This is a genomic window from Mesorhizobium sp. L103C131B0 (genome assembly GCF_000502275.1).
Taxonomy (GTDB): domain Bacteria; phylum Pseudomonadota; class Alphaproteobacteria; order Rhizobiales; family Rhizobiaceae; genus Mesorhizobium.
On the sequence record NZ_AYXC01000031.1, the window covers coordinates 21,443 to 35,326 of the forward strand.

Consider the following 13,884-nt stretch of genomic DNA (forward strand, 5'->3'; position numbering starts at 1 on the left):
ATCGCCTGGCACCTTGCCGGGAGGTTAGCCCCGGCTGTAGCGGACGTCCAGCCGATGGCGACGGCTAGCAAACAAACAAAGCGTCGGTGGCTTGAGGTTCGCGCGTACGTGTCAATTTATGGCAGCCCACCCAGTCACAAGGACGAGGACAAGCGTGACGATCGCTCCAGAGACGTAGACGATCGTTCTGACACTGCCACCCTTGGCGGCATTGCCGCCGCGTAGGTAAACCCCCAGGTGAAGCAGGCGTATCGCCACATGAACCCAGACAATGGTCGCCAACGTGGCCGACCCAACGCCAACCATCATGGCCAGCACCGCCGGGCCGACAAAAGGCGCCAGCGCCTCGACCGAGTTCATATGCACGCGGTCGATCCTGTAGAGGAGATTGGCGTCGTCGGCCGGGATCACCGGACCGGAAAGCGCTCCCGCAAATCCCTTGGACGAACCCGAGTAAACCGCCAGCGCGACTGACAAAAGACAGAGGATCAGTACACCGAGGATGCTTAGCCAATAGGGTTCCATAATTGTGCTCCTTCAGGTCACCTTGCTGGCAAAAAGATCTTGGAATCGCCTGAGATACAGCGGCCAGCCTCGATCACCGTCAATCCCAAAGCGCACGCCTTCCCAGCCTTCGCCATGACGTTCGAGATTGCGATGCTCGATCTCGACGCGGGTCCGGCTATTCGTCTCCGCCGTAAACCGGACTTCCCACTCGCTGGTCCTGTCCGGATTGGTCTCGATCTGCCATTGAGGGCTGATATCCCAACTCAGAAGCAGTCGGTTCGGCGGCTCGTAGGCCAGCACCCGTGCCCAGCGGCACTCGCTGCCATCCACACCGCGGTCGTAGACGTGACCGCCAACGCGGGGTTCGAAGATCGTCTCCGCGATCGGCACCGCAAGCAGGTTATGCTCTTTGGGTTTGAAACTGCCGAAGTCCTCGGTGAAGAGCTTGAAGGCATGTGCGATCGGAGCCTCGACAAGGATGGAGTGCCTCACGGGCGGTTGATGCGTGCTCATTCCTGCTCCTTCAAGGGCTGTTCGACGACCACTTTGTAGGCCGCCAAGGTCTTGCTCCAGAACCGGTCGAGTTCGGCGCGCAGGCTGGCCAAGCCTTCCGGTTCGACCCGGTAGATGCGTTGCTTGCCCAGCCGTGTGTTGGCCACCAGGCCGGCGTCCTTGAGCACCTTCAGGTGCTGCGAGACCGCCGGCCGGGTGACAGGAAGCGCACGAGCCAATTCCCCGACCGAACAGGGTTGTTCGACCAGCAGTTCGAAGATCGTCCGCCTGGTCGGGTCGCCAAGCGCTGTCCATCTGTTCATGTTAGTCTGCACTAACGCGAATTTAGGCAACCTCGCTATTTCTGTCAACTCGCCACAGGCCCGGCGGCGCCCTGTTCAAACGGGCCACAGCATAAAAAACAGGGTCGCAGTTGCCGCCACTGCTGTAGATTTTAAGTCAAATTTTACCGAACCGGCGCCATGGCTTTGGCTGCCGGGTGTTCTCTCCGTTTGTTTCGCGTATGGGGTGATGATGCGTATTGTCTGGACGATTCCGCTGTTTCTCGCCTCGGCGCTGCTCACTGTGTCCACCGCCAATGCGGGCGAGGGTACCTTCAGCTGGCTGTCCGGAGACTGGTACCTGACGCTTGGCGCCACCGGCATGGTCGCGCCGAAATTCGAGGGCTCCAACAGCTATCTGCTCAGCGCCTCGCCGATCATCTCGCTGGGCAAGGCCGGCCCGGCCGCGCGCTTTACCTCGCGCAACGACAACATCTCGCTGGCGCTGGTCGACGATGGCGGCGTCCGCGCCGGCCTGACCGGAAAGTTCCTGTTTTCACGCGACAGCAAGGATGAACTCAAGGGCCTCGACCCGGTGCGCTGGGGCGGTGAGGTCGGGGGCTTCTTCGAATTCTACCCGACGGACTGGTTGCGCGCCCGCGCCGAATTGCGCCACGGCATTCGTGCCCATGATGGCTTTGTCGCCGACATCGCCGCCGATGCTTTCTACGACGTGACGCCGACTGTCAGAATTTCGGGCGGACCACGCGTGTCCTTTGCCTCGTCGGGCTATTTCGACTCCTATTATGGCGTCAACGCCAAGGAGGCTGTGGCCTCGGGCCTGAGCGAATACCATCCTGGCGGCGGCCTGAAATCGACCGGCCTCGGCGGCGCCATCACCTGGAAGGTCACCGACCCGATGACCGCCAGCCTGTTCGGCGAATATGCGCGCCTGATGGGCCCGGCTGCCGATTCCAGCCTGGTCAAGGAGCGCGGCGACCGTAACCAGTTCACGGTCGGCGTCTCGACCACCTATCGCTTCGACTTCGCGATGTAAGTGAATCGAACAAGAGACGCTTTATTCCTGCGGCTTTCTCGGCTAAAAGCCCGGCAATGACGAGCTTTTCACGCCTTCGCGCGCTGACGATACGAATTACAGGCCCGGTGTTCCGGGCGGCCTGAGCGCCGCCGGAGCCGCCGGGAGTTTTGCGCGCCCCCTCGCGCTTTTCCAATCATGATAGTTCACGCCCGAGCTTTTACGCCCGCCGGGCAATGCACATGGCAGACCAATGACCGACACTGTTGAAACGATCGACTATTCCAAGACGCTTTACCTGCCGCAGACGGATTTCCCGATGCGCGCCGGCTTGCCTGAAAAAGAACCGCAGCTGGTCAAGCGCTGGCAGGACATGGATCTCTACCGCAAGCTGCGCGAGGACGCGGCCGGCCGCGAAAAATACGTGCTGCATGACGGCCCGCCCTACGCCAATGGCAACATCCATATCGGCCATGCGCTGAACAAGATCCTCAAGGACGTCATCACCCGTTCGTTCCAGATGCGCGGCTATGACGCCAATTATGTGCCGGGTTGGGACTGCCATGGCCTGCCGATCGAATGGAAGATCGAGGAACAGTACCGCGCCAAGGGCAAGAACAAGGACGAGGTGCCGGTCAACGAGTTTCGCAAGGAATGCCGCGACTTCGCCGCGAACTGGATCACGGTGCAGGGCGGCGAGTTCCAGCGGCTCGGCGTCGTCGGCGATTTCAAGAACCCCTATACGACAATGGCTTTCCACTCGGAGTCGCGCATCGCCGGGGAGTTGTTGAAGTTCGCCATGTCGGGCCAGCTCTATCGCGGCTCCAAGCCGGTAATGTGGAGCGTCGTCGAGCGCACCGCACTGGCCGAGGCCGAGATCGAATACCAGGACTATGAGTCCGACACGATCTGGGTGAAGTTTCCAGTTGTGTCAGGATTTTGGAGCGTTGAGCACTTTGTATCAGACGCTGCACCGTCCATGCGCGTTCCGGAAAGCGTTGCACTTTTGGACAACGCCCACGTCGTCATCTGGACGACAACCCCGTGGACGATCCCCGGCAACCGTGCCGTCAATTATTCGTCACGGATCGGCTACGGCCTTTATGAAGTTACCGCAGCCGAAAATTCGTTCGGTCCACAGCCCGGTGAGAAGCTGATCTTTGCAGATGCGCTTGCCGAAGACTCCTCGGCCAAGGCCAAGGTCACCTTGAATCGGCTTCGCAGCGTTTCGGTCGAAGAGCTTGGAAGCCTTACACTTTCACATCCCTTCAAAGGTCTCGGCGGTGGTTACGAATTCGCCGTACCCATGCTTGCCGGGGACCATGTCACCGACGATGCCGGTACCGGTTTCGTCCACACCGCGCCCGGCCATGGCCGCGAGGACTTTGATGCCTGGATGGATGCGGCATCGGATTTGCGCGCACGTGGCATCGACCCTGCCATCCCCTTCACTGTAGATGATGCCGGCTTCTTCACCAGGGACGCGCCGGGTTTTGGCCCGGATCGCGAAGGTGGCGCCGCGCGTGTCATCGACGATAACGGCAAGAAGGGCAATGCCAATCAGGCGGTCATCGACGAACTGATCAAGCGCAACGCGCTGTTCGCGCGCGGCCGGCTGAAGCATTCCTACCCGCATTCCTGGCGGTCGAAGAAGCCGATCATCTTCCGCAACACGCCGCAATGGTTCGTCTATATGGACAAGGACCTCGGCGACGGCACGACGTTGCGCAGCCGTGCGCTGAAGGCGATCGACGACACACGCTTCGTGCCGGCGGCCGGCCAGAACCGTATCCGCGCCATGATCGAGGAACGCCCGGATTGGGTCTTGTCACGCCAGCGCGCCTGGGGCGTGCCGATCGCCGTCTTTGCCGATGAGGATGGCAACGTGCTGAAGGACGAAGCCGTCAACCAGCGCATCATGGATGCTTTCGAACAGGAAGGCGCCGACGCCTGGTTCGCTGCCGGCGCCAAGGAGCGTTTCCTCGGCAATCACGATGCCTCCAAATGGAAGCAGGTGATGGACATCCTTGACGTCTGGTTCGATTCGGGCTCGACGCATGTCTTCACGCTGGAAGACCGTCCGGACCTGAAATGGCCGGCCGACGTCTATCTCGAAGGCTCCGACCAGCATCGCGGCTGGTTCCACTCCTCGCTGCTCGAAAGCTGCGGCACGAGGGGCAGGGCACCTTACGACACCGTCGTCACCCATGGCTTCACCATGGATGAGGAGGGGCGAAAGATGTCGAAATCGCTCGGCAACACCGTGGTGCCGCAAGACGTCATCAAGCAGTCCGGCGCCGACATTCTGCGGTTATGGGTGGTGACGACGGATTATTGGGAAGACCAGCGTCTCGGCAAGAACGTGCTGCAGACCAACATCGACGCCTACCGCAAGCTCCGCAACACCATCCGCTGGATGCTGGGCACGCTCGCCCATGACGATGGCGAGGAGGTGCCGCTGGACAAGATGCCGGAACTGGAGCGGCTGATGCTGCATCGGCTGGCCGAGCTCGATGAGGTCGTGCGCTCGGGCTACGACGCGTTCGAGTTCAAACGCATCACCCGCACTTTGCTCGACTTCATGGTGGTCGAGCTGTCGGCCTTCTATTTCGACATCAGGAAGGACGCGCTCTATTGCGAAGGACCCGCCAGCGTGAAGCGCAAGGCCTCGGTACAAGTGGTGCGCCACCTCTTCGACTGCCTGGTGAAATGGCTGGCCCCGATGCTGCCCTTCACCACGGAAGAAGCCTGGCTCGACCGTCATCCGGATGCTGTCTCGCTGCATCTCGACCAGTTCCCCGAGATTCCGGCCGACTGGAAGAACGAGGCACTGGCGGAAAAATGGCGCAAGGTGCGGCAGGTCCGCCGTGTCGTCACCGGCGCGCTCGAGATCGCACGCGCTCAGAAGGTCATCGGTGCCTCGCTGGAAGCCGTGCCGGTCGTGAGCCTCGACGATGCCACGCTTGAAGCCGCGATCGCCGATGTCGACATGGCTGAAATGGCGATCACCAGCGATCTCGTCATCGCCCATGGCAAGGCGCCGGAAGGCGCCTTTGCGCTCGACGATGTCAAAGGTGTCGCGGTGGTGGTCGAAAAGGCCGAGGACCGCGGCTTGGTCAAATGCGCGCGTTCGTGGCGCTATACCGCCGATGTCGGGCAGGACGTGGAATTCCCCGACGTGTCTGCCCGCGATGCCGCCGTGCTGCATGAACTCAAGGCTCTGGGACGTTTGTGACTGCTCATAAGCCGGAGCACAAATGCCATGCCGCGTGGGCGAAAACCGCCCGCGCGTTGCCCTTAACGAGTGGTTGAGATAAACACGCGAAACTCCGGAAGACAAATTGTCGCCGGAATTCCGTCGCAAGAGCGTGGACGATGGGGACCGGGCCTTTGGCCGGTGACGATCGAGAGGCTGTCTAGAGTGGGACTTTTTGGCATGACCAAGAGAACTTATGCGCGCGTTGCGCTGCTGGCGCCGCTTGTCGCGTCCGGCCTCGCTCTGTCCGGTTGCATGGGCTCGCCTACCTACGGCACCGACAAGACGGCTGGCGAGCAGCTTGCCGGAGACCTTTCCGGCGCCTTCGCGATCACGCCCAAGCACAAGGAACAGATCGACTACAGGCCGCGTCCGGAGCTGGTAAAGCCGGCGCCGGGGCAGAAGGAAGTGCTGCCGCCGCCGCAGGAAAGCATCGAGACGGCGAGCACCGATTGGCCCGAATCGCCCGAGCAGCGCCGCGCCCGCCTGCGTGCCGACGCCACTGCCCACCAGGACGACCCGTCCTATCAGTCGGGGATCGTCGATGACGTGCAGACCGATCCGGCTTCCGTGAAGAAGGCGCTGGCGGATTCGGGCTCCAGCCACCCGCCGGCCTGGTCGCCGAAGGATTCAGACAAGGGCCGCGCCGCCGAGATCCAGCGCCGCACCGCAGAGCAAAAGCAGGGCGACCCCAACACTCGCAGATATCTGAGCGAGCCGCCTCTGGCCTATCGGGCTGCCTCCGACACGGCGCCGCAGGGCGAACTCGGCGAGGATGAATACAAGAAGGAACGCCGCCTCAAGAAGGAAGCGGCCGCCAAGGGCAAGAGCGGCGGGCTCTTCGACTGGCTGCCCTCCTGGTAGGAACCGTCGCCTTCGGTAGCTGAAGGCTCTACGTTTCGCGTCTTTCCCGAAAGAATTCCCTGAGCAGCAGCGCCGCATCGGCCTCGGCCATGCCCGGATAGATGTCGGGCGTATGGTGGCAGGTCGGCGAAGCGAAGAAGCGCACGCCGTTGACCACCGCGCCGCCCTTCTCGTCGGCCGCGCCGAAATAGAGCCGGCGCAGCCTGGCGAAGGAAATGGCGCCGGCGCACATGGCGCAGGGTTCCAGGGTCACATAGAGGTCGTGGCCGGTCAGCCGCTCGCTCGAGAGCGTTTGGCAGGCCGCGCGGATCGCCAGCATTTCGGCATGCGCCGTCGGATCGGCAAGTTCGCGGGTGCGGTTACCGGCGGATGCCACCACCGTGTCGCGGCTGGCGATGACGGCGCCAACGGGAACTTCTCCGCGCAAGGCGGCGGCTTGCGCCTCTTTCAGCGCCAGCGCCATGAAATCCGGCCGCTTCAAGCGGTTTCCATTCCGATTATCTCCTCGCCACTTGGCGGTGATCCTGTTATGGAGCGCGTCAACCCGAATATCGGAACAGATTTTCGGAAATGATCATGCGCCAAATCAAAGTGCTATAGCGTCCTTTGCGCGTCCGAAAGGATGCGCCACGCTGTAGCAGCGCAACAAGGCAAAGGCCACATGGACGACAACGACAAGAAATCTCCGCGCCACAAAGGCCCGGGCAAAAGCGGCCCTGGAGCCGCGGGGCCGCGCCGCGATGGCGCCGCCGGCAAAAGCGGCAAACCCTCCTTCGGGGCCAAGAAACCCTATTCACCGCGCGGCGCCCGGCCGGCAGCGGCTGAGGGCGAGCGGCCCAAGCGCGATTTCAAAAGTGGCGACCGGCCATTCAACAAAGGTCCGCGTTCCGAAGGCAAGCCCTTCGAAAAGCGCGAGGGACCGCGCAAGCCATATGCACCACGCGGTGACCGGCCGATGGCAGCCGAAGGCGAGCGCAAGCCGTATGAAAAGCGCGAAGGGCCGCGCAAACCCTATGCGCCGCGTGGGGATCGCCCTATGGCGGCCGAGGGTGAACGCAAGCCGTATGAAAAGCGCGAGGGGCCGCGCAAGCCTTATGCACCGCGCGGCGATCGGCCGGTTGCGGCCGATGGCGAGCGGCCAAAGCGCGATTTCAAGGGCGGCGATCGGCCATTCAGCAAGGGGCCGCGTCCCGAAGGCAAGCCTTTCGAAAAGCGTGAAGGGCCGCGCAAGCCCTACGCACCGCGTGGCGATCGGCCTGCTTCCGCCGAGGGCGAAAAGCGTTTTGACCGGCCAAAGCGCGATTTTGGCGATCGCCCGCAGCGCGACGCCGGAGATCGTCCCAAGCGTGACTTCAGCGATCGCCCCAAGCGCGATTTCGGTGGTGACCGGCCGCAAGCATCTGGCGGCGCCTTCAAGCCGCGCCCGCGTCCGGCAGATGCGGAAGAAGCCGGCGAGCGTATCGCCAAGCGATTGGCCCGCGCCGGCCTGGCGTCGCGCCGCGACGCCGAAGACCTGATCGCGGCGGGCCGTGTCAAGGTCAACAACCGGGCTTTGACCTCGCCGGCCTTCAACGTCATGCCGGGCGACATCATCCATCTCGACGGCATGGAGATCCCGCCGATCGAGCGCACCCGCCTGTTCCTGTTTCACAAGCCGGCCGGCGTCGTTACCACCAACCGCGACCCCGAGGGCCGCAAGACCGTGTTCGACGTGCTGCCGGCCGAATTGCCGCGGCTGATGACCATCGGCCGCCTCGACATCAACACCGAAGGCCTGCTGCTGCTCACCAATGATGGCGGTCTGTCGCGCGTGCTCGAACTGCCTGCCACTGGCTGGCTGCGCCGTTACCGCGTGCGCGTTCATGGCAAGGTCGAGGAAAGCATGCTCGCAGGCCTGCGTGAAGGCATTGCCGTCGACGGCGTCTTCTACGGCGCCATCGAGGCGACGCTCGATCGTGAACAAGGCACCAACGCGTGGCTGACGATCGGCCTGCGCGAAGGCAAGAACCGCGAAGTGAAGAACATCCTTGGATCGCTCGGCCTCGACGTGACGCGGCTGATCCGTATCTCCTACGGACCGTTCCAGCTCGACGATCTCGCCGAAGGCCATGTGCTGGAGATCAAGGGCCGCGTGCTTCGCGACCAGCTCGGCGAGCGTCTGGTCGAGGAATCCGGCGCCAATTTCGACGCCGAGATCATCAAGCCGTTTTCCAACCAGCCGGTGCGGCGAGAGCGTGACGTGGAGCCGGAACGGCCGAAAGTCACCCGCGAGGGTGACCATCGGCCGATCGGCGAGGGCGGGCTGATCAAGAACCGCAAGCGCCGCGAAGGCAGCCGCGACGAAGCGCTCGGCAAGCTGTCGACCAGTCCCGAAAGGGGCGCGAGGCCGGAAAAGAGCTTTGGCGAACGCGGCCCGAGACCCGAGCGCAGCGAGTTTTCGGACAAGCCGCGCAGCGAGTTTCGCGAAAAGCCGCGCGGCGATTTTGGCGACAAGCCCCGTGGAGGCTTCGGCGACAAGCCACGCGGCGCCTTTGGTGACAAACCGCGCGGCGGCAAGAAGCCCGAGCGCGAGCAGCGGCCGATCGAGCCGCCAGGCCAGCGCAAGGCTAATGTCTGGATGGCGCCGGGCGCGCGTCCGATCGGCAAGGGCAGGGCGGAAGCCGATGCCGCCAAGGCGGCTGAGGCCAAGGCGCGCAAGGCGTCGTTCAAGCCGTCCTATGGCAAGCCGGGCGGAGCCAAGCCGTTCGGCAAGCCGGGTGGCGAGCGTCCGGATGGCGGTCGGGGCGGCGAGCGGCCACGCAACGGTCCCAAGGGCCCGAGGACCAGATGATGCCGGGACTTAAATGAGATCCGGCCTTAAATGAGACCCGGGCATAAATGAGAATCGTCGGCGGCCAATTTCGCGGGCGTCCGCTGGCGACGCCGCGCGACCATGCCATCCGCCCGACGACCGACCGCGCCCGCGAGGCCGTCTTCAACGTGTTGGCGCACCGCTTTGCCGACAAGCTCGACGGCGCGCGTGTGCTCGACCTTTTCGCCGGCACCGGCGCTCTCGGCCTCGAAGCGCTGTCGCGCGGCGCTTCCTATGGCGTCTTTATCGAAGAATCGGCCGAAGGGCGCGGCCTGATCCGCACCAATGTCGAAGCTTTTGGCCTTACCGGCCGCACCAAGATCTTCCGCCGCGACGCGACCGCCCTGGGTGAGGCCGGTACGCTTGCGGCATTCGGCCTGGTCTTCGCCGATCCGCCCTATGGCAAGGGCCTTGGCGAGCGCGCCCTGCGCTCGGCCAGGGATGGCGGCTGGTTGCTGCCCGGCGCGCTCTGCGTGGTCGAGGAAGCCGCCTCGGCGCCCTTCGAGATTGGGCCGGAATTCTCGGTGGTTGATAAACGAAACTACGGCGAGACGGTGGTCCGGTTCATCGAGCTTGCGTAAGGGTGGAGCGACCGGCGCCTTCAAAATGACGCACAATTCACTTTGCCTCCGCGGCTAACCTTGCCTATCGTCGCGCGATAACAACCGGAGCCATCAATGACATTTCATACTGAATGGCTGCGGAGAGCCTTGCTCGCCACCGCGCTGACCATGGCCGGCCCGGCCCTGGCCGCGGATGATGGCAAGGTGGCCAACTTCCTGCTCGACAATGGCATGGAGGTGGTGGTCATTCCCGATCATCGCGCCCCCATCGTCACCCATATGGTGTGGTACAAGATCGGCAGCGCCGACGAGCCGCCAGGCAAGTCCGGCATAGCGCACTTCTTCGAACACCTGATGTTCAAGGCTACGACCAACCACGCCGCGGGCGAGTTCGACCGCGCCATATCGGCCATCGGCGGCTCCAACAACGCCTTCACCTCCTATGACTACACTGCCTTCCACGAGACGGTGGCGCCCTCGGCGCTCGGTGAGATGATGAGCTTCGAGGCCGATCGCATGCGCAACCTCATCTTGACCGACGAGGTCATCAAGACCGAGCGCGACGTGATCCTGGAAGAGCGCCGCTCGCGCATCGACAGCAATCCGCAGGCGGTGCTCGACGAAGAGGTCGACGCGACGCTCTGGCAGAACCAGCCCTACCGCATTCCGGTGATCGGCTGGATGCAGGAAATGGAGCAGCTGAACCGCACCGATGCGGTTGCCTTCTATGACAAATACTACCGCCCCAACAATGCGGTGCTGATCGTGGCCGGCGATGTCGAGCCGGAGGTCGTGAAGGCGCTGGCCGAAAAAACCTATGGCAAGGTCGCGCGCGGTCCCGACCTGCCCCCGCGCATCCGCCCGGTCGAGCCGGAGCAGAACACCAAGCGCACGGTAACGCTCACCGATGGGCGCGTTTCGGTGCCGAGCTTTTCGACGCAATGGGTGGTTCCGTCCTACCACACGGCAAAACCCGGCGAGGCCGAGGCGCTCGACCTGCTGGGAGAGATCCTTGGCGGCGGCAGCCGCAGCAGGCTCTACCAGCAACTCGTGGTCAAGCAAGGCATCGCATCGGCGACCGGCGCCTTCTTCCAGGGTACGATGCTCGACGCCACCAATTTCACCGTCTATGGCGCGCCGCGCGGCGACGCCAAGCTGAGCGACGTCGAGGCGGCCGTCGACGCCGAGATCGCCCGCATCGTCAAGGACGGCGTCACCGCGGACGAGCTGGAGAAGGCCAAGGCCCGCTATATCAGGGCCATGATCTTCGCCCGCGACAAGCAGGACGAGATGGCCAATCTCTACGGCGCCGAGCTCGCCACCGGCGGCAACGTCAGGGATATCGAGGAATGGCCGGACCGCATTCGCAAGGTCACCGCCGATGAGATCAAGGCGGTCGCCGCACGCTATCTGCTGCTCGATCGTACGACGACCGGCTATCTCTTGCCGCAGCAACAGGCGGGGAATTGATGATGACGAGATTGAGCGTTAGCGCTGCCCCTCACCTGCCTGCCGGCATCCTCTCCCCCTATAGTGACGGGGAGAGGGGCGCTGTCATCGTCGATTTCGCCAACCATCAGCGTCGTAAGAAGAGCGCCAGCGTCGCGGCGAGACCCCTTCTCCCCGTCACTATACGGGGAGAAGTGCCCGGCAGCGCGATGAGGGGCGGAGCTGACCTTGGCGATCAATGGCCTGATGCGATTGCTCATAGGCGCATCGCGGTTCTCCACGCCCTCGCCACACTGTTCCTCGGCATCTTCTTCCTCATCCTGCCGGCGCTTGCCGCGCACGCGATGGACATCCAACCGGTGACCTCGTCAAAGGGCGTCAATGCCTGGCTGGTCGAGGACCACTCCATTCCGATCATCGCCATCCGCTTCGTCTTCGATGGCGGCTCGACGCAGGATCCGGCGGGGCGGGAAGGGTTGGTCAATCTGATGACCGGCCTGTTCGACGAGGGCGCCGGCGACCTCGACAGCGAGGCCTTCCAGATCAAGCTTGACGATGCCGGCGCAGAGATGGGCTTCGAAGCGGCGCGCGACGGCACCTATGGCGCGATGCGGATGCTGGCCGAGCAGAAGGATGCGGCCTTCGACCTGCTCAGGCTGGCGGTCACCAGCCCGCGCTTCGACCAGGCGCCGATCGACCGCATCCGCGCCCAGATCCTGTCCGGCATCATCGCCAATGAGCGTGACCCCAACACCGTCGCGCAAACCAAATGGCTGCGCGCCATCTATGGCGAACATCCGTATTCCAGGCCCGACCAGGGCACCAAAGACAGCATCGCCACCATCACGGCGGCGGATCTGGCTGCCTTCCACAACGCCAATTTCGCCCGCAGCGGCCTGCATGTTGCGGTGGTCGGCGACATAGATGCCGCGACGCTGAAACGGAAGCTCGATGAGGTCTTCGGCGATCTGCCGGAAAAGCAGGTGCTGCAACCGGTTGCCGATACCGAGCTGAAGCTCGGCCAGCAGCTCGAGGTCGACTACGACCTGCCGCAAACCTCGCTGCAGTTTGCCTATCCCGGTGTGAAGCGCGATGCGCCGGATTTCTTCCCTGCGGTGCTGATGAACCAGATTCTCGGCGGCGGCACCTTCACCTCGCGCCTCTATGACGAGGTGCGGGAAAAGCGCGGCCTGGCCTATTCCGTCGATTCCAACCTGGTCGATCACCAGCATTCCAACTCGCTGATCATCACCACCGCAACGCGTTCCGATCGCGCCGCCGAGACGCTCGGCATCGTCAAGGAGGTGGTCAAGAAGATGGCCGAGGAGGGGCCGACCGAGGCCGAACTGGACGCCACCAAGAAATACATGGTCGGCTCCTATGCTATCAGCAATCTGGATTCTTCCAGCGCCATTGCCGCGACCCTGGTTGAATTGCAACTCGACAATCTCGGCATCGATTACGTGCAGCGCCGCGCGGCGCTCATCAACGGTGTGACGCTCGATCAGGTCAAGGCAGCGGCGAAGAAGCTGCTGACGCCGGCGCCCGCGATCATGAGCATCGGGCCGAAGCTGGAGGGCAAATGACGAGCTCCACCTCGGGCCCCACCTTCGGTATCGCCTTTGGCGGCGGCGGCGCGCGCGGCCTCGCCCATATCCACATCGTCGAGGCGCTGGATGAGCTCGGCATCAAGCCCGTGGCCATCGCCGGCTCCTCGATCGGCGCCATCATGGGCGCCGGCATGGCCTCGGGCATGAGCGGCAAGGACATCGAGGACTACGCCCGCTCGATCCTCGGCCGCCGCGCCGAGGTGGCGGCGCGCATGTGGCGCTCGCGTCCCGGCACCATCGCCGAGGCGATGCAGGGCGGCATCCGCGTCAGCCAGTTCAACATAGAGCGCATCTTGAAGGCGTTCCTGCCGGAAGCCATCCCGGAAACCTTCGCCGAGCTGATGATCCCGCTCAAGGTGACGGCGACGGACTATTTCGGTCACAAGCTGGCCGTCTTCGACGAGGGCGACCTGCATTCGGCGCTCGCCGCCTCGGCTGCCATTCCCGCCGTGTTCCGCCCGGTGACGCGCGACGACCGCGTGCTGATCGACGGCGGCATCTACAATCCGGTGCCGTTCGACCTCATCGAAGACGCCGCCGACATCATCATCGCGATCGACGTCGTCGGTGCGCCGAGCGAGGCCGAGCGCAAGCACCCGACCACCGTCGATCTGATGTACGGCGCCACGCAATTGATGATGCAGTCGATCATCGCCCACAAGCTGAACCAGCGCCCCCCCGACATACTGATCCGCCCGCCGGTGTCGAAATACCGCGTGCTCGATTTCATGAAGATCGACACGCTGCTTGCCGAGACGCACGAGGTCAAGGACGAACTGAAGCGCGAGGTGGAAAGAGTGGTCGAGGCGCGTGGCAAGGGCAAGCGGGGGAAGAAAGCAGGGTGAGCTGCCGATCTCCCCCCTCGAGGGCATAGGCGCTAAGATAGGTATTGCCCTGCGGAATCGGGTGTGATTCTACACTGCGATGACACACGAATCGCTTGTTGATGACGGCTGGGCCGAGACGATTGAGCTT

General features: G+C 63.6%; 12 protein-coding genes. 8 read left to right on the top strand and 4 right to left on the bottom strand.

The features are described 5' to 3' along the window. Positions 1 to 111: 111 nt before the first annotated feature. The 3 genes from X730_RS136895 to X730_RS136885 are packed head-to-tail and all read right to left on the bottom strand — an operon-like array spanning position 112 to position 1,322. On the bottom strand, positions 112 to 525 hold the full coding sequence (locus X730_RS136895; protein WP_023827613.1) for an MAPEG family protein: 414 nt from the start codon (positions 523 to 525) through the stop codon (positions 112 to 114). 12 nt (positions 526 to 537) lie between these two features. Further along, the gene (locus tag X730_RS136890; protein WP_023827614.1) at positions 538 to 1,020 is read right to left on the bottom strand and encodes an SRPBCC family protein; all 483 of its coding nucleotides are present in this window, start codon (positions 1,018 to 1,020) and stop codon (positions 538 to 540) included. Next, positions 1,017 to 1,322 carry a metalloregulator ArsR/SmtB family transcription factor gene (locus X730_RS136885; RefSeq protein WP_023689559.1) on the bottom strand — a complete coding sequence of 102 codons (306 nt, stop codon included), beginning with the start codon at positions 1,320 to 1,322 and terminating at the stop codon, positions 1,017 to 1,019. The genes X730_RS136890 and X730_RS136885 overlap by 4 nt, the downstream gene beginning before the upstream one ends. A 211-nt stretch (positions 1,323 to 1,533) precedes the next feature. Here X730_RS136885 and X730_RS136880 point away from each other — a divergent pair, with 211 nt between their 5' ends. From X730_RS136880 to X730_RS136870, 3 genes are all read left to right on the top strand, one after another. Beyond that, positions 1,534 to 2,337 (top strand): MipA/OmpV family protein, encoded by an 804-nt coding sequence (locus X730_RS136880; RefSeq protein ID WP_031197455.1) that lies wholly within the window; start codon positions 1,534 to 1,536, stop codon positions 2,335 to 2,337. A 232-nt stretch (positions 2,338 to 2,569) separates the two neighbouring features. Beyond that, the gene (gene ileS / locus X730_RS136875) at positions 2,570 to 5,551 is read left to right on the top strand and encodes an isoleucine--tRNA ligase (protein ID WP_023827616.1); all 2,982 of its coding nucleotides are present in this window, start codon (positions 2,570 to 2,572) and stop codon (positions 5,549 to 5,551) included. Between the two features lie 201 nt (positions 5,552 to 5,752). Beyond that, entirely contained in the window at positions 5,753 to 6,436 is a 684-nt protein-coding gene (locus X730_RS136870; protein ID WP_023671541.1) for a hypothetical protein, read from the top strand. A gap of 28 nt (positions 6,437 to 6,464) precedes the next feature. On the opposite strand, the gene X730_RS136865 is transcribed toward X730_RS136870, so the two are convergent. Next, the gene (locus X730_RS136865; protein ID WP_023819983.1) at positions 6,465 to 6,917 is read right to left on the bottom strand and encodes a nucleoside deaminase; all 453 of its coding nucleotides are present in this window, start codon (positions 6,915 to 6,917) and stop codon (positions 6,465 to 6,467) included. Positions 6,918 to 7,097: 180 nt separating this feature from the next. Here X730_RS136865 and X730_RS136860 point away from each other — a divergent pair, with 180 nt between their 5' ends. From X730_RS136860 to X730_RS136840, 5 genes are all read left to right on the top strand, one after another. Next, positions 7,098 to 9,266 carry a pseudouridine synthase gene (locus tag X730_RS136860; RefSeq protein ID WP_023827618.1) on the top strand — a complete coding sequence of 723 codons (2,169 nt, stop codon included), beginning with the start codon at positions 7,098 to 7,100 and terminating at the stop codon, positions 9,264 to 9,266. Between the two features lie 47 nt (positions 9,267 to 9,313). Further along, positions 9,314 to 9,868, top strand: coding sequence for a 16S rRNA (guanine(966)-N(2))-methyltransferase RsmD (gene rsmD / locus X730_RS136855; protein WP_023805019.1), 555 nt, complete (start codon positions 9,314 to 9,316; stop codon positions 9,866 to 9,868). A 96-nt stretch (positions 9,869 to 9,964) separates the two neighbouring features. Beyond that, positions 9,965 to 11,320 carry a pitrilysin family protein gene (locus X730_RS136850; RefSeq protein WP_023715212.1) on the top strand — a complete coding sequence of 452 codons (1,356 nt, stop codon included), beginning with the start codon at positions 9,965 to 9,967 and terminating at the stop codon, positions 11,318 to 11,320. Positions 11,321 to 11,508: 188 nt separating this feature from the next. After that, positions 11,509 to 12,885: a pitrilysin family protein gene (locus X730_RS136845; RefSeq protein WP_081731677.1), complete on the top strand. Its 1,377-nt coding sequence runs from the start codon at positions 11,509 to 11,511 to the stop codon at positions 12,883 to 12,885. Further along, the gene (locus X730_RS136840) at positions 12,882 to 13,754 is read left to right on the top strand and encodes a patatin-like phospholipase family protein (protein WP_023753756.1); all 873 of its coding nucleotides are present in this window, start codon (positions 12,882 to 12,884) and stop codon (positions 13,752 to 13,754) included. Before X730_RS136845 ends, X730_RS136840 begins: the two co-directional genes overlap by 4 nt. The last annotated feature ends 130 nt before the right edge of the window (positions 13,755 to 13,884 follow it).